This window comes from Jeotgalicoccus aerolatus (assembly GCF_014635205.1).
Taxonomy (GTDB): Bacteria; Bacillota; Bacilli; order Staphylococcales; family Salinicoccaceae; genus Jeotgalicoccus; species Jeotgalicoccus aerolatus.
Map to the genome: position 1 here is coordinate 1100666 of NZ_BMCN01000001.1, position 24466 is coordinate 1125131.

Consider the following 24466-nt stretch of genomic DNA (forward strand, 5'->3'; position numbering starts at 1 on the left):
TTCCCCTTTTAGGAAAGATGCTTCACAATAAATTGAGAATCTTCCTTATTTTTCGCCACAGAGTACGTTCTTTTATCAGGTAGTTCAAGACAATTGAGCTGTCCGCCATAGGTCGCTGCTCCATCAATACCGATAATATTATTTCCTCCAAAATAAATATCATGATTCTTTTCCTGCCGGATGACTGATGTTGGTGTATGACCAAAAATCACAGTCTTATCCCCTGAGTATTTTTCATAAAATAATTCTCTAATCCATACGAAAGTATGCGGATCAGTTTTCTGAACAGGTGTATCCGGCCTGACGCCCGCATGAACAAAAATATAATCCTTTGTTTCATAGTAATAATCCATCTCTCTTATAAGAGAGATATGTTTCTCAAATTCGGCTCCAGCTGAAAGTGTTACGTTCTCTATAGATGAATCATAACTTTGCAACGTTATAAGTGCACCGTTCCTCTCCCACCGTTCCAGGGCTTCAGGTACTCCGTCCACAGCATTCAGCATCATCTCGTCATGGTTACCTCTCAATACAATGGCACCGTTTCTCTTTAATTCACTCACTCGATTCAAAACCCCTTTGGAGTTTGGACCCCTGTCAATGTAATCTCCCAAGAGGATTAACTGATCCTCGTCTGCATCATATTTCACCTTTTCCAGCAAGTTGTCAAAAAGTTTTAATTCACCATGAATATCACTGATAGCCAGTATTCTTTTCATGAGCAGTCCCCCAAATAAATTTTTTGCATCTTCTGCGTGTTTAAGTTCTTTTATCGATTATTTCATTAACAAATGCCTCTTTATAATCCGTGTATTCCCTTATCCCCTCAGAGTTGCTTCTTAGAAACTCCTCTTTAATATTTAAATACCGATTACGTGCATGTTCATTATTGTTTAAATAATCCCTGAAAAATATAAGTTTCTTCCACAATGGCTTCTGATACTCAACCAGGTGGATATAGTGAGTTTTTACCTGATAGGAATCATCTTCAAATTTTGCCAGAACAATCTCTCCCGGCCGTTCCACTTTCAGTCTTAAAAAAACCTGCTTTTTTAAAAGACTGCAGCAGCGGCTTATCAACTGACTCCAAATTATCCACTCCAACCAGCAGATCAATAATCGGCTTGGCCGGCATAGCTTTTATTGCCGTACTTCCAATATGTTCAATACGATTTTCTTCAAGCCCTGTACTTTCCATCAAATCTTTTTTAATCCTTTCAAACTCAGCCTTCCAATCGCTGTTGTAATCAACAATTCTTACTTCATTACGTCCCAGCCCTAACTTCATCAAATGCATCTCCTTCGATTAAATTTGATAAGTTTTTATCTATCTTATTAACCAGTATATAAATCTAAGGGCATTCTTTATAGTCTTAAAATTCAAAAAATATTTTGCTATAATGGATGTAAGGAAAATCGGTGATACGTTTTAAACGTACTCGCGAAAAAGGGGAAGATTTTTTGAGAAGCATTGCAGAACTATTTGACGACTGGGCAGGGACTTATGATGAAGAAATTGATGACATCGGCGGTCCTTTAACCGGTTATCGCGACAGTATTAAAAAAGCATATAAGAATTACCCTGAAGCAGCTGGAAATGTTTTAGACATTGGCATCGGTACAGGAAATTTCATTGCTGAATATATTAAAGATGCGAAAAATGTTTACGGGGTTGATATCTCAACGAAAATGCTTGAAGAGGCTAAAAAGAAGTTTCCATCTATTAAAGTGGAAACAGGAGATTTTAATAATATTCCATTTGAAAGTGATTATTTTGATTTAATCACATCGAGCTTCAGCTTCCATGAAGTACCTTTATCGAAAAGAGAAGATGCTTTCAAAGAAGTCAGCAGATTATTAAAACAAGGCGGCACCTTGAATTTGTTAGATATTGGCTTTAATAATAAAAGCGATATGGATGACGCTAAAGAGAAATACAGAGAAGAATGGGATTACTCAGAACAATACCCTTTCGAGTATGAACTCCGTCAGTACGCTGAAGATGCAGGCTTAACAGTTGATAAAATAGACTATCCATCTGGATTGCATATCAATTTAATTGCGAGTAAGAGGTAGGGATTTGATGAACCTAAACAGATTAATACTGTTTAGGTTTTTGTTTTTATTATTAAATATCCCCTGCATACTCTTCTTTATCGTGATTCAATGCAACAAATCCTGCGTTAAGATAAGTTGCATAAGCAGTCCAAACTACATACGGCACCAATAACAAGCCTGCAAATTTATTCGTCTTGTAAAACGCAACAGTTGTCAGTAAGACGCTCGCAAATAAGACATAGCTTTCAATTAACGCTGTTCCTCTCAATTTAAATCGGAAGTACAGAATGCTCCATAAGTAATTCAGCCCGAGCTGCGAGTTATACAAATAGGCATTTTTCGAAGAATCTTTTCGTGATGACTTAGTGATTGTCCGGGCAATTCCCATCGTTGCATAAAGAATCGGCCATACAATACCAAACGCTTCTTTCGGCGGTGAAAACGCAGGCTGTTTAAAGTCCTGATAATCCTTTTTTGCATTTTTTGTCGAAAGTAAACCTACAATACTGCCGCCTATAACTGGTAAAGCAATATCAGTAATACGTTCCAGCTTGTTCATTAAAAATCCTCCTTTAACCATTAGTCATATATACCCTTAATTAAAAATATGACACGGAGGAATTGCTGAAAGAATAAGACCGCATCAAATCATGCGATCTAAATCTTTAACACCATTCTTACAGTTTTCAAAATATGACCGTCAAAATTATCGTCATATTCATCCACTACTTTAAATCCTTTTGCCTCATAAAAATTCGTACCAATGATATTGTCTTTTTCAACATCAAGATGAACTTCTTTCAGATTCCCAAGCATTGTAATACCTTTATCCAAAAGTGCCGATCCTATCCCATATCCTTGATATTCAGGATATAAATATATTGCACTCAGTTCTGTCTGTCCTTGTTCATTAACCGGAGAGAAGTTGGCAAACCCTGCGATTTTGTCCTCCGCTTCAGCCACCAGCAGCAAGGAGCGACTCAAACGTTTCTGCATCATCTCGTCATTGTAAGCACCTTTTAAAAAGTTCTCCTGAATGTTGTTTGGTATAATGCCTTCGTAAGTCGCATTCCAGCTCTTCTTCGCTACGTCTTGCACCTGCTTCGTATCTTCAATCAGCATTCTCCGTATAGTACAGTTCATTGCTCTGCCTCCCTCAAGCTTAGTAAGCTGCGATATGCCCGTCCGCCCTATTTTCCGTACCGCCGTACAGTATGCCTGTTTCCGGATCTCTCCATATAGCTTGTCCCCGGCCAAACGCGCCCGAGTCCAGTTTCATTTCTATATTATGCCCCCGTTTAACCAGGTCTTCTGCAATCTGATGCGGGAAATTCCTCTCCACCCATACTGTCTTATCTTTAACCCACTGCCAGCGCGGCGCATCCAGTGCTGTCTGCGGGTTATGGTTAAAGTCGATTGTGTTCATCGCCACCTGTACATGACCCTGCGGCTGCATGAATCCGCCCATGACGCCGAACGGTCCAAGGGCGTCTTTTCCTTTCGTAATAAAACCCGGAATAATTGTATGGTAAGAGCGTTTATCAGGTCCCAAAGCATTTGGCGATTCCGGATCCAGATTAAAGTCGCAGCCCCTGTTCTGCAGACCAATCCCGGTACCAGGTACAACGAGTCCTGAACCGAATCCCATATAGTTGCTTTGTATAAACGATACCATGTTCCCTTCTTCATCTGCCGTAGACAAATATACCGTGCCGCTCGCTTTCGGTTCACCCGCTTCAGGCAGTCCGGCTTGATCGGTGATTAATTTCAAACGTTCTTTCGCATACGCATCATTTAGCATATCTTCAGCTGTAACATCTTTCATATACGCCTGATCTGCAATGTATTTCTCTCCGTCTGCGAATGCCAGCTTCATGGCTTCAATCTGCTTATGATATGTATCTGCCGATTCCTTATCTTCAATGTCCATGTGTTTAAGTATATTTAAGGCCGATAAAGCGATAATGCCCTGCGTGTTCGGCGGGATTTCCCAGACATCATATCCCCGGTAGTTCACTGATATCGGATCCACCCATTCAGGTTTGTATGCTGCTAAATCTTCTTTTGTTATGTAACCATCATACGCTCTCGAAAATTCATCTATTTTCCGGGCAATATTTCCGGTATAAAAAGACTCGCATTCAGTTTCAGCAAGTTCTCTTAACGTATCAGCCATGTCCTGTGACTTCCAGATTTCACCGACTCTTGGTGCCCGGCCGTTTGGTGTGAATGTTTCAAACCAGTGGTCGAATTCTTTACCTTCAAAAGCTTCTTTAAATCTGACAGCCGCTCTGTCCCATAACTTTGCGAGCACGGGTGATAGTGGATAACCCTCTTCTGCGTAATGAATGGCCGGCTGCATTAAATCTTTAAAAGGCAGTTTGCCGAAACGTCTGGACAGCTCAGCCCATGCACCAGGCTGGCCGGGAACAGTAACTGGAGTAAATCCGTATTTTGGAATCTCATTGTAGCCAGCAGCGCGGACTTTATCGATTGAAATGGACTCGGGTGATTTTCCGCTGCCATTTAAACCGTAGAGCGTATCCTTCACCCAGACGAGCGCAAAAGCATCTCCCCCGATACCGTTAGTCGTCGGTTCAACAACCGTAAGCGCAGCAGCAGTGGCAATCGCAGCATCAATAGCGTTGCCGCCGTTCTGCATAATCGTAAGCCCGGCCTGAGCAGCTAAAGGCTGCGACGTGGCAACCATCCCCTTTTTAGCGACGACAGGATTACGCTGTGAATGATAAGGATTGTAGAGCGTGTCGAAATTTTTCATTAAAATATCCCCTTTGTTATGTAGCGGTTGTTTATATCAAGATTATCATAATGGGAAATTGCTGAACAATTTTTAATCTGAATTTTGAGATAATAAATAGAAGTCATTCTGTATAAGTAAAACAATTTAAAATAAAGCGTTTACAAAATAAACTTTTGTGTTATATTAGTATTAAGATTTGAGAGGAGGGGTTACTATGACTTATCTAAAACATAATGAGAAATTTATAGTACCCAATCACTCCGTAAATATCGACGTGCATTTAGATCCAGAATGTATATTTCTGTTTATTTAAGTAAGGCGTCTTAATAATATTTATAAAATACATTTAATATACCAGTTTGTTATTAAATATATTTAAAGGCATTCCTTAAGATTTGGGTAATACTAACTCAAATTTTAAGGAATGCCTTTTTCTATTGATTATGTATAAAAATAACAGAAGTTAAGGGGATTATTTTATGTATGGAATAAATAACTATAAAAATGAGCTAAATATTGCAGAGGAAGTAAACATAGGAAGAGTAATTGAAAAAACAAACTATATATATACTATTGCTGACAGTAATTATGAATTTAAAAAAGCTGAAACAGTGAGTAATTTAAAAAGTAATGAAGTGTTTGTCGGAGATTTTGTAGAATATACACTATTTGATGACTATAATCTGATCACATCTGTAAAACCCAGATTAAATTCAGTTACTAAAAAGGCAAGCTACGCTGCTAAGAGTTTTCATGAAGCAGAGAATGAACAACTGCTTGCTGCAAATGTTGACCAGCTATTCGTTTTGATTGCAGCTGATCAAAGATTTACATTATCAAAATTTGAACGATATGTATTTACTTTTCAGCAAGACAATATTGATATGCACGTTCTTATATCCAAAGGTGATTTCGAAGACTTGGCTGAGGATATAAAACAAAAAATACTGTCTGTATATCCAAATTTTAAAGTAACTGTGTTCTCGAATTTACGTGAAGAGTCGTTAATAGATATTAAAAAATTATTCTTAAAAGATAAGACTTCTCTGTTAATCGGGGCTTCAGGAGCCGGTAAATCCACTCTTATAAATAATTTATTAAATGATTATAAAATGAATACTAATGAAGTTCGTATTGATGGTAAGGGGAAACATACTACCACTACTACAAAAATGTTTTACTCAGATAATCTCAAATCATACATTATCGATTCACCCGGATTTAAAACAATCAGTACTACTAGAGATATTGATAAAAGTGTATTGTTTGAAGATATTCAGAAGCTGTCATTAGATTGTAAATTTAACGACTGTACACATACCCATGAACCTAAATGTGCAGTTTTAAATGCCATAGAAAACGGAGAGATGAGCGAAGCATATTATAAAAGATATAAGGAAAATTTAAGAGTAGCCAAAGGACAGTTACGCCATGAACAAAGAAAAAAAGTTAAATAAGCAGCTAAGTTTAAGGACGTATTTAAAGAGAAGCTGGAAACCCAATGTGTTAATGTTTTTCATAATTATACTTGGCTCTCTGTGCTTAACTTTATGGGGATTATCCAGTGCAAATGCTCTCACGGCTTTAGCAGATTATAATATTAAGGGATTCTTTAAATGGATACTAATAATGGGAGTCATTTTCTTATTTTGGGTTGCACAAATTTATCTGGAAACATGGCAATTTTCTGCAACTGTTCAGCAAATGAATATAGAGATGCGGAAAGATATAAGTAAAAATGTTTCGGATTTAGATTATGAAACATTTTTCAAGAATGAAAGCGGCACATATGTTTCCTGGATGATTAATGATGTAGGTACAATCAACGAATATGGATATGCTAACTTATCGATGGTTACCTCTCAGGTATTCAATATAATGTTCAGCAGCATTGCCCTGCTTTCTTTCCACTACACTTTAAATATCTCTGTTATATTACTTGCAGTGATTATGCTGATAGTACCAAATCTATTTAAAAGAAGATTAAATAATCAAATGCTCAGTGTAACAAGTGTAAATGAAAAAATGACCACTAAACTAACTGACTTAATGAATGGTTTCAGTACAATACTATCACTAAACTTAAAAGATTATATTATAAATAACACTGTTAGAGAATCACAGAAAGTAGCTAAAGAAAAAGTCGCTTATGCAAAGTATTCCGGAGTAATGTCAGCAACTACTAACGGTGTAAGTTTAATTAGTCAGGTACTTATTATTAGTCTGGCAGGCTACTTATTCTTTAAAAATATAGTGCCCATTGGTACTTTGACTGCAGCACAATATTTTTCAGCAACTATCTTCTCCAGTTTGACAGGTCTAAGCGCAAATCTTGTTGAGTTTAAAACAACTTCTCCGATTTTCGAAAAATTTAATGTGAAAAATAAGTTATCGAAGAACACGAATAGTTCTTATCAATTTAAAAGATGCATTGAAATGAAAAATATACAGTTCGCATATGACGATGTCCCCATTTTAAAAGATTTTTCATTAACGGTTCATAAGGGAGGAAAATACGCTATTATTGGTGAATCAGGATCTGGAAAAAGTTCTATTTTAAATTTATTGATTGGGTACTTAACTGAATATCAAGGAAGTATTCAAATGGATGGTATAGATTATGATGACATTAAACCAGAAGCTTTGCGAGATAACTTTACCTATATAAGTCAGCAGCCACATATCTTCAGTGGATCTGTTAAAGAAAATATAACGTTAGGTGTGGAATATTCTCAAGAAGAGATTAATCAAGTTTTAGAATTTACGGGCCTGACTAACTGGATAAAGTCATTACCTGCTCAGGAAGATACCTACATTTCTTATAATAGTCAAAATATTTCGGGAGGACAAAAGCAGAGAATCGCACTCGCCAGAGGGATAATAAGAGGACGGGAAATCATACTGCTTGATGAGGCGACTTCAGCTATAGACAAAAGCTCATCAGTTGAAATAGAAAGAAGGCTGGTAAGAAGTAATTATACTGTAGTAATGATTACACACCGGCTAAATGATGTGATAAGTAAAGAACTTGATTATATATATCAGATAAAATAAATTATAATAGTTATGCTTAATAAAGCCTGTAGAAATTTATCTACAGGCTTTATTATAATCACATATCATTAATCTAATCTGGCTATTAATCTATTGCTTTCAACACTTCATACAAATGTTCTTTGAATAAATCCCTATCCACTTTTTCACACACTCTGACATTAGGCTCTTTACCTAACCGGCCATTGATATCAACTAAACTGTAGCCGCGCGTCAGTTCTCCCTTTGTTTCAACATCAACATAATATTTATTAGACTTCTCCATAATCCTTTCATCAGCTGCAATTGCAACCAGCAGCGTATCAGGATGCGTCGTTCCATTCAGTTTATGTACTTCTTTATTAAATTTCTTCACTACTTTGTTCACGTCTTTAAAGAACTGTGAACCTGCGGTACCAAAACTTTCAATCTCAGTATGCTCTTCATCGAACATCAGAGAATAATCCGTGCACATATCCCAGCCGACCATAGTCATTTCAATCCCTGACTGCAGCACTAATTTAGCAGCTTCGGGATCAACGTAAAAATTATACTCAGCAGCGGGCACTATATTGCCGAGCGCATTATTCGTTCCGCCCATAATATAAAGATGTTCGATTTTATCCGTGATACTTGGATCTTTTTTAATCGCCATAGCAATGTTAGTCAAAGGCGCAATCGCGAGAAGCGAAACTTCACCTGGATTTTCGTTAATCGTATCGATGATAAAATCTATCGCATGCGTCGATTCAGCAGAACGCTCAGGTTTGGGGAAGAAAGAATCACCCATACCATCGCTGCCATGAACATCCTCAACAGTTGTATGTTCCTGTTCAGTATTATCGAAGATTGGGCTACTGTATCCCGGATAAACAGGGATATCAGTTCTACCAGCAACTTGAGTCGTATATAACGCATTATCAATCTGCTGATTAAAATCAACGTTACCGCCGGTAATAGTAATACCCAGGACGTCGAGATTGTGTAGAGCAGTTAGAATTGCTATCGTGTCATCTCCTGCAGTGTCAGTGTCTATGATTACTTTTTTCATTATGTTCTCCTTGATAATTATCTTTATTCTAATTATTTGAATAATATAACAATTAGTTTAGATAACCTCTAAAAAGACTTTAGTGAGGTTAAGATAATTAGAGTATACTTTAATTATTTTAATTTTTGTTCTTCTTTTTCTTTGTATAAACCATTATATGATTAGAAAAACTAAATTTTATAAATGAGTTCTCATTGAGTACTAGACACATATAATCTTCGAGTGGATAATATTTTAAAAATAGAGACTAGCAAAAACTAGTCCCTATAACAAGGTAATTTTTAAATTATGAATCACTTGCTCATAGCCGGATGTTCATACCAATTTAATGCGATGTTAGGTATATTATCCATTACTGTATACTTATTGTCAGGATTAATATTTTCCAAGATTGTGCTATCATAATTCCCTCTCATTACCACTGATAGCTCTTCGTTACCATATTGATCAATCAATGGTAATTGAGCCATTAACGTAATATCTATAAATTCATAATCTAATTCTTTAAGACTAAATAAAATATTCGACATGTTTTCATATATACCACTCTTCACCATATTCAAGGTCAAATTATCACGTCCTTCAAAAGTTACAGATACTATAGCCTCTGTGCCATCCGTAGTAATGATAAGATCATTTATAACTGCTCTCGGATTATCTCGGACAGCTTCTTCAATTTCTTGTTCTGGTGTCAATTCTTTTTCAGCTTCTTCTTTCTCACGCTGTTCTTCTGCTGCTTTTTCAGCTTCTTCTTTCTCACGCTGTTCTTCTGCTGCCTTTTCAGCTTCTTCTTTCTCACGCTGTTCTTCTGCTGCCTTTTCAGCTTCTTCTTTCTCACGCTGTTCTTCTGCTGCCTTTTCAGCTTCTGTGTGTTGATCTTTACTCTCTACTTCGTCCATTGCCGCTTCATCATTTGATTCAACCTCATCTGTTTTACTAACCGGTTCATTTTCTGTTGGTGTAATCACCATATTCAATAATACAAGTACTCCAAAAAAACTAGTAATAATATATTTAGGTTTTTGTCCCCAATCAGAGTATCTCCACATTAAATAAATACCAACTGGAAAAAAGATAATTAATAACAAAACAATAAACCAATTCTTTTCCTTATTACTGTGCCAAAAACTAATGAGTTTGTTCATCTTCCTGACCGCTCTCTTTCTTTAAATTTTATTAAAGCAAATAGTTACAAAAATATCTTTAGTTTTATTTTGTAACTTAACACCTATATTATACCACTAAGTTAATCTCATTTTTGTATAATTTATATCTTTATCATAAAATTTTCCATTTGATAAATTTAAATCTAAAATAATAATGTTTAGATAAGTTATAATAGACTCAAATCACTCAAGGAGCTTATATATGGAAGAGAAAAATGTAGAAATTTCAACTTATGAATTTAATAAGAATTCAATTTCAGATTTAAGCAGCGCAAAGTTTAATAACTACCCTGTTGTTTACATACTTCATAATGATAAAAAGAAATCCAGTGCCTATATAGGTGAGACTGTGCAAATCAGAAACAGATTAAACAGCCACATTAAAGATCCTGTTAAAAGTAAGTTGGAGAAAGCTGTAATTGTATCTCACGACCTCTTCAACCAATCAGCAACATACAACATTGAGACTAACTTAATTAACTTCTTTATAGCAGATCAAAAGTATCAAATTTTAAACAAGAGTCAAATTACTTCTGCTGTAACTCATAATTACTATGACAAACCTAAATATAATCATGATATTTTTAAAGAACTGTGGGAAAAACTCAGAGAAGATAAGCTTGTTGATGGTACTTTAGAATATCTGCAAAACAAAGATATATTTAAATTATCGCCTTATAAAGAGTTATCAGAATCTCAAATCGAATTAAAAGAAAATATTCTGGATTTCTGTAAAAGAAATATTAAATCTGACAAACCATCTGTTTATTTTATTAAGGGTGAAGCTGGTACTGGAAAAAGTGTTGTTTTAAGCTCAACTTTCAATGCCATACAAGATTTGTCTTATACAAAAGACTCGAATGATTTACAAGGGACGGAGAATTATCTTTTAGTTAATCACGAAGAAATGATAAAAACATACAAGGCTATTTCAGACAGTCTGCCAAACCTGAAAAAGAAAAATTTTATGAAACCAACATCTTTTATTACAGCTTCAAACAATGAAAAAATTAACCCTGATATTACATTGATAGATGAAGCTCATCTCCTGCTTTCTAGTGAAGATGCATTTAACGGATTTAAGGGCGTAAATCATTTAAATGACATCATTCATAACAGTAAAGTCACAATTATAGTCTTTGATGAAAAACAGTTCCTAAAGCTTAAAAGTTATTGGACTGAAGAGTTATTTAATGAGATTACTCAGGATGCTAACGTTGAAACATTTGAACTGACAGATCAATTCAGAATCCAGGCTGATACATCTGTAGTTGACTGGATAGATAATTTTGTCGCACGTAAGGTAACATCAATCCCTAAATCTACCGGTGACTATGAACTCAAAATATTTGATGATGCTGGTAAAATGTTTGAAGCTATTGATGCAAAAAACGATAAACATAAACTTTCCAGAATCGTAGCCACCTTTGACTATGAGCATAAAAAAGATGGCGGGGATTACTATGTAGAAGAAATCGGCTTCAAAGGTTTGTGGAATACCACTAACGACAGTAGAACTTGGGCAGAACGACGTGAAACAATTAAAGAAGTTGGATCTATCTATACAGTCCAAGGCTTTGACTTAAATTATGTCGGTGTCATACTCGGGCCTTCTGTTTCATATAATGAAATGACTGAGCAGCTTGAAATTATTTCAAAAAACTATAAAGATAAAGGTGCATTTCAGGATTTCAAAAATAAATCAGTTGAATATATTGTTGAAGATACTAAAGAACAAATTATATTAAACTCCATTAACGTACTGATGAAACGCGGAGTAAAAGGTTTATATATCTATGCCAGCGATGACAAACTGCGCAAAGCTTTAAATAAAGCAAAACGAGGTGAACTGTAATGAAAGACCTGACAGAAAAGATTAATGAATTCAGGGATGAACGTAACTGGAGACAGTTTCATAACTCAAAAGATTTAGCACTATCCTTGTCATTAGAAGCATCCGAACTGCTGGAAAACTTTCAATGGGTTTCTGCAGAAGAAGGTGCGAAGAAAAACAGGGAGAACATTAAAGATGAACTTGCCGACGTATTCATTTACGGTTTAATGATGGCAGACGACTTAGACATCGATATGAATGAAGCTATATTAAATAAACTTAAAAAGAACGCAGAGAAATATCCAAGTAAAAAACAGTAATAAATATTTAAACAAGGAAGGGACTGGAATCATCTCTCTCCTTGTTTATTTTTTTATTTCGCCTACACTACTATCTTCTTTTTATAATGATTCCCCCAAAACCGACAATAACAATATAAGAAAAGAAGAATATCCATAAATACAGTGTTGGAATTGCATCACTTCCTAAAACTGTATATGCTGCTAAACCAATAAATAATACAGCTATAAAAATATGTGATCCATATGCCATGAAGTTAAATACATTTTGAGTTACCCTCTCATCGGTTTCTGGCATATTATCTGTTTTACGTTTTTGTTTTATTAATTCAATAATTATTAGAATAATAACTGCTGTTGATCCACCTGCAAACACCTCATATGGAAACTCACCTTGTATAAAATAAACTAGAAGTGTTCCCAGAACGGTTCCGATAAAAGCACAAGCAATCATGAACAATGTGCTGTACTTTTCTGGAATTAATGCTTTCTTTTCATACTTAGTATTCATTCGTCATCCTCCTTTAAAATAAATAACTCCTCTATCGTCACATCGAAATAAGCTATCAGCTTTAGTGCTAACTCCAGACTGGGATTATACTTATTCTTCTCAATTGCGTTGATAGTCTGCCGTGTTACCTGTAAATCTTCAGCCATTTTAACTTGAGTTGGTGTGTCAACAGAATATTAGACAGTTTTTATAGAAGTTTTCTTTATACTCCTTTGGCGTGAGATAATTCAATGCACCATGGGGTCTAATATTGTTATACCAGTTTACGTAGTCGAATAGTTCGATGTTTAATTGTTTTAATGATATAAAAGTATATTGGTTAATAAATTCAGTTTTCATCGCTTTGAACGTGGTTTCAGCCACAGCGTTGTCATAAGGACAGCCTTTCATACTAAGTGATCTTTCAATATCAAAGCCATCTAAAACTTCATCAATCAGCTGGTTATCGAACTCTTTCCCTCTGTCTGTGTGAAACATCTGCACATCTCTTAAATCATGCTTAATGGTGCTGATTGATGACAAGACCAGCACAGCACTCTTTCTTGAACCTGCACTGTACCCAACAATTTCTCGATTAAAGAGATCAATAAATACACATATGTAATGCCATTTTCCTGCTACTTTTACATATGTTAAATCACTGACAATGACTTCCATTGGTTGTGCTCTGTTAAAATCTCGGTCTAGACCATTCGTGATCAGACGCTCGTTCGACTTCGACGGATAGGGCCTATAGCTTGCGATAGTATAGGTTGACACCAGATTATTCTGTTTCATGACCCGACCGATGCGTCTTCTCGAGACTGTCAAACCTAGTTTATGTAACGCATTTTTTATTCTTCGGGTACCAAAACATTTTCGGTTTGAATTAAATACCTGAATAATCGTTTCATTGATATCGTTATCGCGCTCACACTGATTGTTGGTCCTTTGTTTATTAATTTCAAAATAATAGGTACTTCTAGAGATTTGCAGGACTTTGCACATTGCTGACACTGAATATTTGTGTGCATCCTTACGAATGACTTCTATTTTCGTCCCATGATCAGCGCTGCTTGCTTTAGAATCTCGTTTTCCATTTTTAACTGTTGAATGTCTTTGCGAAGTCTTCTGAGTTCACGCTCTTCTTCAGATAAATTGTCAATATGATTAAATGAACCTGTGTTCTGATGATTTTTAACCCATTTATCTAAAGCTGAAGCCGTGAGATCATACTCCCGTACAATTTCAGATTTTGATTTACCATTTTCAAATAATCGGACCATCTGTAGTTTAAATTCAGGGGTAAATGTTCTTCTCGTTCTTGACATAAAAAAACGCCTACTTTCATTGATTTAACAATAACCTCCCTCATAGGAGTTGTCCAATCAAGTGTAGACGATTCATAATACATATTAGACTTCGCCATAATCCTGTCATCAGCTGCTATCGCAACCAGCAGCGTACCAGGATGCATTGTTCCATTTAGCTTTTAAGCTAGCTTAAATACAAACTTTTCCCTTTACCAATATGTGTTTCTAACATTCTTTCAGCTTTATCTAACTCTTTTTTTCTAATATAGTTGTTAAGTAAAATATGATCATTATATGACTCTTCCAGCCTTTCTGGATTCTTCGTAAATATTTTTATACCATGTAAGAATATTCGATCCGTAATGTTATCCAAAACTTTTAAGAAATGATCATTATCATATATACCTATGAATACTTTATGGTATTCAATATCCGATTTAATAAAATTGCTTATTTCATTTTTATTAATGAAGACTTGTTGCTCTTTAACCAGTTTATCTAATACCTCTAGATGATGCTCATTTAGTGAATATCTTATCTTTCTAAAAGAGAAGAGTTCTATCGCAAGTCTTAAATCCATTAAGTCTATTGTTTCTTTTACAGATAATTCTTTTATTAAAATACCTCTTTTCGGTAATATTTCGATAAGATTATCATTATTGTCTAATCTTTGAAGAGCATCTCTAATTGGAGTTCTACTAATATTCAACATATCAACTAGTTGTTGTTCTGTAATGACTGGCCCGTTAATGTCACCCAATAATATCATCTCTTTTAACTGTTCATATGCAATATCCTTCAGATACTTTTTCTCCATATTGATCAGCTCCCATCTCATCCGTTAATATCTTTAGCTATATACGACCGATTTAATTTCAGTTTTATATATTATTTATATCACAAATAATACTGATACAAGTGTGCAATTTAAAAATTACACACTTGTAAAATCTACCATATTTATTATTTAGTTAAATCTTTGTAGTACTCTGGCTTTCTATTTTGAAGAGAAGGAATACTTGTACGTGCTTTTTCTACTAGACTCATATCAAGATTTGCATATATTACTCCAGTACCTTCTGATGCTCTAGAAATTACTACTCCCCAAGGATCAACAACCATACTACTTCCATAACATTCTTTGCCAGGAAGATTTTCACCAAATTGTCCTGCAGCAATAACAAAACATTGATTTTCTACTGCTCTAGCTCTCAAAATTAATTCCCAATGCAACATTCCGGTATATCTTGTGAAAGCAGCGGGTATAAATAATACCTTAGCACCTTCTAACGCGTAACCTCTGTATAATTCAGGGAATCTCATATCATAACAAATACTTAAACCTGCTTTACCAATAGGTAAGTCTACTATCTGAGGCGATTCACCATTTATAATACTATTTGATTCCATATATTTAGATATACCTTCAATTTCTATATCAAACAAGTGTATCTTTCTATATTTTCCAATCATATCACCATCAGGGTTCACCATAAATGATGTGTTGTATGATTTGTCTTCACTATACTCTTCTAAAATACTTCCTACGTGTATAAAAATGGAATGTTTTTTTGCTAGATTACTTAATAATTTAAAAGTCTCTCCGTCTGGTATTAATTCTGCATGTTTGCTCTTGTCTTCGTCTTTTCCTAAGTAAGTACAATATTCAGGGAGCGAAACTAGTTCTGCTCCATTGCCAGCTGCTTCATCAATAAAATTTTTAATATCTTTAATATTCTTTTCTTTGTCCTGCTTTGTGTTCATTTGTACAAGTGCGATTTTCATATAAAATCCTCCTATAAATTTAGTCTGCTAAAAGTGACGGCAACCACAGTGAAATCTGTGGGAAAAACGTAATTAATATTAGTGCAATTATTAGCGGAATGTAGAAAGGTAATACTCCTTTCACAACTTCTTCAAACTTGACTTTACCAACCTTTGAAATTACGTATAAACCTATACCTACTGGTGGAGTTATCATACCTAACAGTAAATTATACGACATGACAATTCCAAAATGCACTCTATCTATTCCCAGTGAGTCTATTATTGGTAGAAGGATAGGGACCATGATTAATTTGATTGGAATCCCTTCCATAACTGCACCTAAAGCGAGGAGTAGTATATTGATGATTAGTAACATCACATACTTATTTTCTGTCATGTAAAGCAGTACATCTGACAGTAGTTGCGGTAATTGTTCAGCCGATATGATCCAGCCCATCGCTGTTCCGACACCTACTAAAAACATAATTAATGCTGTTGAACTCACGCTGGCTAAAAATCCTTCTTTTAAATTCTTAAAGGTAAATTCTTTATAGATTGCAGCACAGATTATTGCATAAGCAGCTGCAATTGCACCTGCTTCTGTCGGAGTTACGATTCCACCAAGCATACCTCCAAGAATCACAACGGGTGCTAATAAAGCAAAGAATCCTTTTTTAAATGTTGTCCCTACATAACTAATTTTAAATTCTGATGCTTCAGGCGCTTCCGTTCTACCAGAAACTATTTGTATATAAACAAAAATTCCAAGTGTTAGTGCTATAAATAAGCCTGGAATAACCCCCGCAATAAATAGTTCTTCCACTGAGACTTCTGCTAAATAAGCATATACAATTAACGGCACACTTGGTGGTATAATCCCGCCAATTACTGAAGATGCTAAAACTAACGCAGCACTATATCCTTTCGAATATCCTTTCTCAACCATTGCTTTCATCTCAATTGCACCTAGGCCAGCTTGATCCCCAACAGCAGTACCAGAGATACCAGCAAAAATAACACTGGCTAGGATATTTACTTGAGCTAGTCCACCTCTAACAAATCCAATAATTGCTACACAAAAATCAAAAATCTTTTGAGTAATTCCTGCAGAGTTCATCAAATTACCTGCAAGTATAAACAGTGGTACTGCTAATAAAGTATAGCCGTAAATACCTTCTACGGTTTGAATTGGAAATACTTCAAGACTGTAGTTGCCCAATAACAAAGCCAGTAATGTAGATAAAATCATTGCGAAAGATACTGGAAACCCGACTGCTAGAAGTATTAAAAATACTACGAACATTACAATACCTAATATCATTTTTCACCCTCCTGACGAGCGATGAAAATATTTAAATTCCCTCTTTTTATTTGTATAAGATGCTCAATCATTATTAGCGTCACTAGTATCATTAAAAATACTAATGGTAAGTAATACACTGTAAATGGCGCTTCTAAAAGTAAGGTCGATCTATTAAGTCCCTTAATAGAAAGACTTATAGATGTAATAGTTAATACAACAGCGATAATCAACATTAATGTAGTATTGATATACATTATTATTTTATGAGTCTTAGCACTGAATTTTTCAACTAAGAATGTAATCATTATATCTTCCCGATTGGCTACAATTTTTCCAAAGCCTAAAAAAGTAATCCAAATAATTACAATTCCTAAGAATTCATGCAACCATATTATCGAGCTACTAGTAAAATATCTCATTATTATCTCAAAAATCATTGTCGTAATAAGTATAATCAGACCTGCGAGCGCAATTATTACATAAATATTTGCAATATTATCGATTAGTTTTCTCACAAAATCATTCCTTATTCTATGGACTTAATAGCGTCTATTGTACCTTCAGGTGCTATCCCATCATCTTCTAACTGATAATGAAAATCTTCAAATGCTTCTGCCCATTCTTCCTTATCAATCTCATGCATTTCAATGTCATGTTCTTCTTTCATTAACGCCAATTGTTCATCAACAACTTCGTTAATTTGCTCGTTATTTACTTCTCCTGTTTCATTGGCAACATCAATTAAAATATTTTGATGTTCTTTTGTTAGCCCTTGAAAAAATTCCTCATTCATCGCTAACACAACATCCTGTTGGTATTCATCAACCATTGACATGTGAGGTGCAACCTCAGTAAATTTCATTCCCCATACTAAAGATAGAGGTGATGCAGCTGCATCAACTAAATTTTGATTTAATGCCAAATATGTTTCAGTCCATGCAACTACTGTTGGATTTGTTCCTACATGTTCATAAGCTTGTGAGTATGTTTTAGATTCAAAAGATCTAATTTTTAGTCCCTGTAGATCATCAACTGTAACTACTGGTTCTTTTGAAAGTAGTACTCTTTCTGGACCTCTTCTGAAATTTCTTTCATCATTTAAAATTCTTACATTATTTTCTATTAAGGTTTCTTGAATATCTTGTCCCATCTCACCCTTGTTAAACTTTTGATAATGATCAAAATCTCTAAATAGAAATGGTACAGAACTGAGATTCACTCTAGAGTCTAAATCACTAAAATATGTGATTCCTTCAGCATATATTTGTTGAGTGCCATTTAATACATTATCTACTTGAGTATTCCCTTTACCGAGTTGTTCCGCGGGGTATAATTGAATTGTAATTTCCCCATCGCTTCTTTCATGAACAGTATCTGCGAAATATTGAAACATACGCCCCTCAAGTGACTCATCTGGCATCTTCGTCCCCATCTTTATCACAACATTGTTTTCATCATCATTCGTCGCATTATTGCAAGCGCTTACAATTAAAACTAAAAAAATTATCGAGATTAATGAGAGATATTTATTCATATTAACCATCCTCATTTAATTTTTTTTCAATTAATTCATCAGCCTTTGTTAAGCTACTGAGCTCTTCTCCCTCATCAAGTTTTCTTTTTGTGATCGGCTCTCTTTTTTCACTTTCCATCGCTTTCTGCAATATAGAATTATAATCTAGATTCGAGTCTACTACTAACACACCATTATCATCAGCTAAAATTAAATCCCCAGGATGAACAGTTACACCACCACACTGAACAACAGTATTGATTTCTCCACTTTGACCTTGAAGTTTAGTTGTAATTGGTGAAAGTCCAGTTGCAAAAACCGGCATATTTATTTCTTTAATTGCTTGGATATCAGTACATGGTCCATCTATAATAATCGCTTTTACTTTTCTAGAATTTGCTGCATAGGCCACCATCTCTCCTACTGCCGCATGCTTATCATCACTCGTTCTGTCAATTACTATGACATCCCCTTCAGCAGCCATACTTACAGCTTTATGGACTAGTGTTGAATCATCTACCGAAGTACGTACAGTAAACGCAGTTCCCACAACTTGAACATTCTCTAGCATACTTTTAATTCTTGGGTCCATAAATCCATAATGTAAATGATGGCCAATTGTGGCTGGCTCTACATTGTGGAAGTCTTCTCTAAGTTCTGCTGTCAATTTCTCGTTCTCTACCCTTTGATTGATAATCATTTTAAATCCCCTTTGCTTTTTATTGTATATATCTTGTATACAACATGAATATATCATAAGCAACTCTAATATACAATGACATTTCGAATTTTAAAACTTATTTGATAATAGCGCTTTCATAAGTTTTGTTTACTAATTAATTTCTATCTTTAATATAGTTGAGAAATAATACGAAGAATAAGCTGAGTTATAACTCACACATATATTCAAATATTTAACATCTTAAATATTATATACTAGAAATAGAAAATCTGATAAAATTAAACGGATGTTGAGAATATTATAATGGGAACAGCGTAAGTTGGGAGATGTTACTTAGCAATTAGATTACGGATTAAATGCTAGTGCAAAAGAGTATGATGGCTTAAATAAATACTTAAGAATTACTGATATAAATGATGAGAATCGTAAGTTCGATATGAGTGCTGTAACTTCACCAAATATAGATTTACAATCTTCCGATAACTATTTACTGAAGGAATGAGATATACTTTTTGCACTTACAGAAGCAAGTGTAGGTAAATCATATATTTATGATATCAAAGATGGAAAAGTGTACTATGCAGGATTCTTAATAAGAGCAAGGATTAATGCTACTACCAATCCAGAGTTTATTTTTCAAAACACATTAACAAAGAAATATAAAAAATTTGTTAGTGTAACTTCTCAACGATCTGGTCAGCCCGGAATCAATGCAAAGGTGTATAAAAATTATTACATTAGTATGCCGCAAATTGATGAGCAAGATAAAATAGGAAAATTCTTAAAATCATTAGATAATAACATCATTCTTCATCACAGTAAAGCTAACCTAATTAATCTAATAAAAAAAGAATACCTTCACAAAATGTTTTTATAATCATATCAAATCTTCTAAAATCGTTTACGTTGATTGTATTTTATCAACGTTACATTTTAGGAGGTTTTTTTATGGTTGTTAAAAAGAGAGAAAATCAATTACTCTTTAGATATTTTGAGGATTGGATTGAGTTGTATAAAGTGGGGGCAGTGCGGGATGTGACTTTAAATAAGTACTACATGACGTTGCAAAAGCTTGAATTGCTTGCTCCGAATTTGAGAATGTATGACTTGGATCGTCAAAGTTATCAGCAGATTTTAAATGATTATGCTTTTACACATGAAAAGCAGACCACAATGGATTTTCATCATCAGCTAAAAGGTGCAATTTTAGATGCTGTTGATGAAGGGATTATCGATAAAAATCCAACGCGTAAAGTGATTATAAAGGGACGAAAGCCACGACCTAAGAAAATTAAATTTTTAAATCAATTTGAACTTCAAGCATTGTTAAAGCACCTTGATTTAAATGAGGGTATCAATTGGGATTGGTTTATCTTGCTTATCTCCAAAACTGGTCTTCGATTTTCTGAGGCATTAGCACTAACGCCAAATGACTTTGATATTTCAAAACAAAGTATTTCTATTGATAAAACATGGGATTACAAATCTTCTAAAGGCGGCATGCAGGAGACAAAAAATAAATCTTCTAATCGAAAAGTTATTATGGATTGGCAGGTCGCAATGCAATTTTCACAATTGATTAGGGAATTAGATCCTGAAAAACCTATCTTTGTTAAAGGTAGAATTTATAATTCTATGGTCAATAATAGATTACGTGCATTGTGTATTAAAGCAGATATCCCAATAATATCTGTGCATGGTTTGAGACATACTCATGCGTCATTACTATTATTTTCAGGTGTATCCATAGCAAGTGTTGCTCGTCGCCTTGGTCACTCCAGTATGATAACGACACAAGAAACTTATTTGCATATTATTAAAGAACTAGACAATCAAGATAACGATAAAATAATAAGACATCTATCTACATTGTCATAAAAAATATCTAGAGAGGATACTCCTCTCTAGATAAACATTTTGTTTAAATAAACTTGTTTTATTTTAGTTAGATTATCTAATTTCTTCTGCTGAATGCTGTTCCAAATGCCGTGCCTTTTATAAACGCACCCTGGCCTTTTTCACCAATGTATTTGCCGTCTTTGACAACCGGTGTGCCGCGTAAAAAGACCGCATCGCATTCACCAATCTGATCAAATCCTTCATAGGCTGTGTAATCCAGGCCATTTAAACTGTCTTCTAAGGTCACTTTTTTCTTCACATTCGGGTTATAGATTACGATATCCGCATCATATCCCGGTGCCAAGTGCCCTTTTCTATGGTCCAGTCCGTTATTTTTCGCCGGCATGGTTGAATAATAATCTACCAGTTCTGAGCGCGTAATTTTACCCGCTTCAACGCCGTGTGTCCATAACATCGGCAGACGGTTTTCCAAGCCCGGTGTTCCGTTTGGTATTTTCCTGAAATCATCAATGCCCATTTTTTTCTGTTCCGTCGTAAAGCCGCAATGGTCTGAGCTTACTGCATTAATCGAACCGTCTCTTAACGATTTCCATAGATAATCCTGATCTTTCTTATCTCTTAAGGCAGGTGAGCATACATATTTAGACCCTTCGAAGTCTTCTTTCGCAAGATACTCCTTATCGAACAGCAGATACTGCGTACACGTCTCACCATATACCGGCAGTCCTTCTTCTTTCGCTTTTTTAATCGCGTTCACTGCACCTTCAGTCGTGACATGAACGATGTAAATTGGTGCACCCGCAAAACGCGCCAGGTTAATCGCACGTTCAGTCGCTTCTGTTTCTACAATCGGCGGACGTGTTAGTGCGTGATAATACGGATCCGTATTCCCATCAGCTATAGCTTTCTTCTGCATCAGCTCAATTAAATCCGCATTCTCAGCATGCACCATAACAGTAACGCCTGCATCTTTCGCTTCTAAGAGCGCGTTCGTTACCGCTTCATCATCAGAATGGAAGAACTGGCCTTTATACGCCATAAACAGCTTAACCGTCGGGTAACCCGCTTCCGGCAGGTTTTTAATATCTTTAAACGTTTCAGGCGTCGGATCTGTAATCACCGGGTGGAAACTGTAGTCCACCATAGAAATACCATCCACCCATTCTTTACGGTACGCTTCCACCGTTTCAACCAGACCCTTGCCCTGTTCCTGGTTGACGAACTCAATAACCGTCGTTGTACCGCCAAGTGCCGCAGCATTCGTCGTTTCAAAGCCTTTCGTTCTTTCTCCCATAAACTCAAACGAAAAGTGCGCATGCTGATCCACGCCGCCAGGTAAAATATACATACCTTCAGCCTCGATTATTTTGTCCGCTTCAACTCTTAAATTTCTGCCGACCGCTTCAATTTTAGTCCCTTCGATTAAAATATCGCCTTTATATTCATTTTCCGTTGTTACTATAATGCCGTTTTTAATTAATGTTTTCATTTTAATGACTCCCCTTTTAAACTCTTTCTTTGTCTTCACTTTCCTCGATCAGCCAGCGTTTATTTTCCTTACTGTCCAACGCTTTTTCTTCTCTTAATTCCCGCTCTTTTTTAATTTTTTCGAGCTCAAGCGCCATCGATTTATTCTCTAACAGATAGTTATCCTGCTTCATTTGTTCCAGCTTCTGTTCTTCAACGATTTTTTTAATTTTCAGGTTCTCGTCACTTTGATTATAACCGCGCCGCATGGCATACAAAGGAATACTCACTACACCGCCGACCAGCACCAGAGCTGTGAAAAATACAAATTCAAAAACACCCATGTCATCCCTCCGAATTTTCTTACTTTAATTTTAGCACAAGCCGGGTGTCTTAGAAAAAATTAGGTGAGGACATATAAAAAAACCGGGACAGCTTGTCCCGGTCTCATTCAATCTAGTTAGCTTCCGATGAGTCTTCATCATCTTCTGCTTCTATGTCTTCAGATACGACATTATAGTTTTTTAAGTAGGCCACTTGTTTAATTGAGTGGCTCTCAATTTCAAGTACCTGCCAGCGGTCTTTTTCTGTATCGATATATTCGCCTTCTGTAATGTCAGTATTATTGCTCTGCATCCAGCCGCCAATCGTATCGATGTCTTCACTTTCATCGAAAGTAATTTTAAAGTCATCTTCCAAATCGTCCAGCAGGACGCGTCCATTAATATGATATAGGTTGTCGTCGACTTTAATGACGTCCAGTTCTTCATCCTCATCGAACTCATCCCGGATTTCCCCGACGATTTCTTCCAATATATCTTCCATTGTGACCATTCCGGCTGTACCGCCGTATTCATCAATGATTAAAGCAATATGCACACTTTCTCTCTGCATTTTTACTAAGGCATCACTGATGCGTGATGATTCTGTAATTACCGGCAGTTCATGGATGTAATCTCCTGCTGCAACTTCTTCATCTGATACGTGATTTGTTAAATATTCTCTCACGTTTATAAAGCCGATAATATTATCTTTGTCCCCGTTACTTTCTGTGACAGGGTATCTTGTAAAGTTATATTCTTTAATCGTTTCAACGACCTGCTCAACCGTAACAGGTTCTTCTAAAGTAATCATTTGAGTTCTCGGCACCATAACATCCTTGGCCGTTCTTTCATCAAATGAAAATATATTCTGCATATATGCAAGTTCGGTCTGGTTAATTTCACCGCTCTGATAGCTTTCAGTCATAATCACTTTCAGTTCTTCTTCAGAGTGGGCTTGTTCTGTCGGCATTTCTTTAATACCGGCCAGACGGACCAGTCCTCTGGCTGCCCCGTTCATCGTCCAGATGAATGGTTTTAAAACGACACCGAAGAAATACAGCGGACCGCTCAGTGTCAGCGCCATTTTTTCAGCATATTGAATTGCCACTGTTTTTGGTGCCAGTTCTCCGACAACAACGTGTATAAATGTCACGATTACAAAAGCAGCTGCGACTGTTGCAACGGTTGATACCGAATCCGGTATACCGATAAAGTTAAACAGCGGGTGCAGAATGACTTCGAACGTCGATTCACCAATCCACCCGAGTCCAAGTGCTGTGACTGTAATGCCCAGTTGACAGGCAGATAAGTAATAGTCCAGATTGTTAATCATTTTCTCGACTCTCACTGCTCTTTTGTCTCCCATTTCAACCAATGCATGTATTTTAGACATGCGTGCCTTAACGAATGCAAATTCAGATCCTACAAACAGCATTGTCAATATAATTAAAAGTATAAATAATAGTAAATTTCCTATAGTGGATATATCCAATCAGTTCCCCTCCGACGGGGTTCACCTCCGATAATTTGTGACCGCCTGGGTCGT

General features: G+C 35.7%; 24 protein-coding genes and 2 pseudogenes. 7 read left to right on the forward strand and 19 right to left on the reverse strand.

Annotation, left to right across the window (positions count from 1 at the left end; genetic code table 11):
- Nucleotides 1-8: 8 nt before the first annotated feature.
- Nucleotides 9-719, reverse strand: coding sequence for a metallophosphoesterase family protein (locus IEU81_RS05595; protein WP_186090635.1), 711 nt, complete (start codon nucleotides 717-719; stop codon nucleotides 9-11).
- A gap of 40 nt (nucleotides 720-759) precedes the next feature.
- Nucleotides 760-1288, reverse strand: a pseudogene (locus IEU81_RS05600) (GrpB family protein).
- 173 nt (nucleotides 1289-1461) lie between these two features.
- On the opposite strand from IEU81_RS05600, the gene IEU81_RS05605 reads away from it, so the two are divergent.
- On the forward strand, nucleotides 1462-2076 hold the full coding sequence (locus IEU81_RS05605; RefSeq protein WP_186090637.1) for a class I SAM-dependent methyltransferase: 615 nt from the start codon (nucleotides 1462-1464) through the stop codon (nucleotides 2074-2076).
- 52 nt (nucleotides 2077-2128) lie between these two features.
- Here the strand turns inward: IEU81_RS05605 and IEU81_RS05610 are convergent, their stop codons facing one another.
- The 3 genes from IEU81_RS05610 to IEU81_RS05620 form a co-directional block, all read right to left on the reverse strand.
- On the reverse strand, nucleotides 2129-2617 hold the full coding sequence (locus IEU81_RS05610) for a TspO/MBR family protein (protein ID WP_186090639.1): 489 nt from the start codon (nucleotides 2615-2617) through the stop codon (nucleotides 2129-2131).
- A gap of 98 nt (nucleotides 2618-2715) precedes the next feature.
- Nucleotides 2716-3201, reverse strand: coding sequence for a GNAT family N-acetyltransferase (locus IEU81_RS05615; protein ID WP_186090641.1), 486 nt, complete (start codon nucleotides 3199-3201; stop codon nucleotides 2716-2718).
- Nucleotides 3202-3220: 19 nt separating this feature from the next.
- On the reverse strand, nucleotides 3221-4837 hold the full coding sequence (locus tag IEU81_RS05620) for a gamma-glutamyltransferase family protein (protein ID WP_186090643.1): 1617 nt from the start codon (nucleotides 4835-4837) through the stop codon (nucleotides 3221-3223).
- Between the two features lie 461 nt (nucleotides 4838-5298).
- Here IEU81_RS05620 and rsgA point away from each other — a divergent pair, with 461 nt between their 5' ends.
- Together rsgA and IEU81_RS05630 are read left to right on the forward strand one after the other, a co-directional pair.
- Nucleotides 5299-6276, forward strand: coding sequence for a ribosome small subunit-dependent GTPase A (rsgA, locus tag IEU81_RS05625; RefSeq protein ID WP_186090644.1), 978 nt, complete (start codon nucleotides 5299-5301; stop codon nucleotides 6274-6276).
- Nucleotides 6251-7873 carry an ABC transporter ATP-binding protein gene (locus IEU81_RS05630; RefSeq protein WP_186090646.1) on the forward strand — a complete coding sequence of 541 codons (1623 nt, stop codon included), beginning with the start codon at nucleotides 6251-6253 and terminating at the stop codon, nucleotides 7871-7873. The genes rsgA and IEU81_RS05630 overlap by 26 nt, the downstream gene beginning before the upstream one ends.
- Before the next feature lie 85 nt (nucleotides 7874-7958).
- Here IEU81_RS05630 and IEU81_RS05635 read toward each other — a convergent pair whose 3' ends face one another.
- Nucleotides 7959-8903, reverse strand: a complete 945-nt coding sequence (locus tag IEU81_RS05635) for a nucleoside hydrolase (RefSeq protein WP_186090648.1) — start codon at nucleotides 8901-8903, stop codon at nucleotides 7959-7961.
- Between the two features lie 293 nt (nucleotides 8904-9196).
- Nucleotides 9197-10048 carry a hypothetical protein gene (locus IEU81_RS05640; RefSeq protein WP_186090649.1) on the reverse strand — a complete coding sequence of 284 codons (852 nt, stop codon included), beginning with the start codon at nucleotides 10046-10048 and terminating at the stop codon, nucleotides 9197-9199.
- Nucleotides 10049-10271: 223 nt separating this feature from the next.
- Here IEU81_RS05640 and IEU81_RS05645 point away from each other — a divergent pair, with 223 nt between their 5' ends.
- Nucleotides 10272-11924 (forward strand): DUF2075 domain-containing protein, encoded by a 1653-nt coding sequence (locus tag IEU81_RS05645; RefSeq protein ID WP_186090651.1) that lies wholly within the window; start codon nucleotides 10272-10274, stop codon nucleotides 11922-11924.
- Nucleotides 11924-12223 carry a nucleotide pyrophosphohydrolase gene (locus tag IEU81_RS05650; protein WP_186090652.1) on the forward strand — a complete coding sequence of 100 codons (300 nt, stop codon included), beginning with the start codon at nucleotides 11924-11926 and terminating at the stop codon, nucleotides 12221-12223. The genes IEU81_RS05645 and IEU81_RS05650 overlap by 1 nt, the downstream gene beginning before the upstream one ends.
- Nucleotides 12224-12293: 70 nt before the next feature.
- Here IEU81_RS05650 and IEU81_RS05655 read toward each other — a convergent pair whose 3' ends face one another.
- The 9 genes and pseudogenes from IEU81_RS05655 to IEU81_RS05695 all read right to left on the reverse strand — a co-directional run bounded on the left by IEU81_RS05655 (nucleotide 12294) and on the right by IEU81_RS05695 (nucleotide 19288).
- On the reverse strand, nucleotides 12294-12713 hold the full coding sequence (locus tag IEU81_RS05655) for a hypothetical protein (RefSeq protein WP_186090654.1): 420 nt from the start codon (nucleotides 12711-12713) through the stop codon (nucleotides 12294-12296).
- A pseudogene (locus IEU81_RS05660) lies at nucleotides 12710-12871 on the reverse strand (helix-turn-helix transcriptional regulator); the annotation flags it as partial. The gene IEU81_RS05655 and the pseudogene IEU81_RS05660, both read right to left, overlap by 4 nt.
- Before the next feature lie 7 nt (nucleotides 12872-12878).
- A protein-coding gene (locus IEU81_RS05665; RefSeq protein ID WP_186090657.1) for an IS3 family transposase occupies nucleotides 12879-14023 on the reverse strand; the annotation gives its coding sequence in 2 pieces (ribosomal slippage) (nucleotides 12879-13777 and nucleotides 13777-14023; 1146 coding nt in all).
- 166 nt (nucleotides 14024-14189) lie between these two features.
- On the reverse strand, nucleotides 14190-14822 hold the full coding sequence (locus tag IEU81_RS05670; protein ID WP_186090659.1) for a GntR family transcriptional regulator: 633 nt from the start codon (nucleotides 14820-14822) through the stop codon (nucleotides 14190-14192).
- 146 nt (nucleotides 14823-14968) lie between these two features.
- Complete coding sequence (locus IEU81_RS05675) at nucleotides 14969-15790, reverse strand: carbon-nitrogen hydrolase family protein (RefSeq protein WP_186090661.1); 822 nt, start codon at nucleotides 15788-15790, stop codon at nucleotides 14969-14971.
- A gap of 19 nt (nucleotides 15791-15809) precedes the next feature.
- Nucleotides 15810-17093 carry a TRAP transporter large permease gene (locus IEU81_RS05680; RefSeq protein WP_186090663.1) on the reverse strand — a complete coding sequence of 428 codons (1284 nt, stop codon included), beginning with the start codon at nucleotides 17091-17093 and terminating at the stop codon, nucleotides 15810-15812.
- Entirely contained in the window at nucleotides 17090-17590 is a 501-nt protein-coding gene (locus IEU81_RS05685; protein ID WP_186090664.1) for a TRAP transporter small permease, read from the reverse strand. The genes IEU81_RS05680 and IEU81_RS05685 overlap by 4 nt, the downstream gene beginning before the upstream one ends.
- 11 nt (nucleotides 17591-17601) lie before the next feature.
- A complete protein-coding gene (locus tag IEU81_RS05690) occupies nucleotides 17602-18609 on the reverse strand; it encodes a TRAP transporter substrate-binding protein (protein ID WP_186090666.1) in 1008 nt (335 codons plus the stop codon).
- 1 nt (nucleotide 18610) lies between these two features.
- The gene (locus IEU81_RS05695) at nucleotides 18611-19288 is read right to left on the reverse strand and encodes an RraA family protein (protein WP_186090667.1); all 678 of its coding nucleotides are present in this window, start codon (nucleotides 19286-19288) and stop codon (nucleotides 18611-18613) included.
- Nucleotides 19289-19775: 487 nt separating this feature from the next.
- On the opposite strand from IEU81_RS05695, the gene IEU81_RS10980 reads away from it, so the two are divergent.
- Complete coding sequence (locus tag IEU81_RS10980; RefSeq protein WP_208454710.1) at nucleotides 19776-20147, forward strand: restriction endonuclease subunit S; 372 nt, start codon at nucleotides 19776-19778, stop codon at nucleotides 20145-20147.
- 71 nt (nucleotides 20148-20218) lie between these two features.
- Nucleotides 20219-21148 carry a site-specific integrase gene (locus IEU81_RS05705; protein WP_186090669.1) on the forward strand — a complete coding sequence of 310 codons (930 nt, stop codon included), beginning with the start codon at nucleotides 20219-20221 and terminating at the stop codon, nucleotides 21146-21148.
- Between the two features lie 76 nt (nucleotides 21149-21224).
- On the opposite strand, the gene hydA is transcribed toward IEU81_RS05705, so the two are convergent.
- From hydA to IEU81_RS05720, 3 genes are all read right to left on the reverse strand, one after another.
- Complete coding sequence (hydA, locus tag IEU81_RS05710) at nucleotides 21225-22619, reverse strand: dihydropyrimidinase (protein ID WP_186090670.1); 1395 nt, start codon at nucleotides 22617-22619, stop codon at nucleotides 21225-21227.
- A 16-nt stretch (nucleotides 22620-22635) separates the two neighbouring features.
- Entirely contained in the window at nucleotides 22636-22941 is a 306-nt protein-coding gene (locus IEU81_RS05715; RefSeq protein ID WP_186090672.1) for a hypothetical protein, read from the reverse strand.
- Between the two features lie 112 nt (nucleotides 22942-23053).
- Nucleotides 23054-24412: a hemolysin family protein gene (locus IEU81_RS05720; RefSeq protein ID WP_092598876.1), complete on the reverse strand. Its 1359-nt coding sequence runs from the start codon at nucleotides 24410-24412 to the stop codon at nucleotides 23054-23056.
- Nucleotides 24413-24466: the final 54 nt, after the last annotated feature.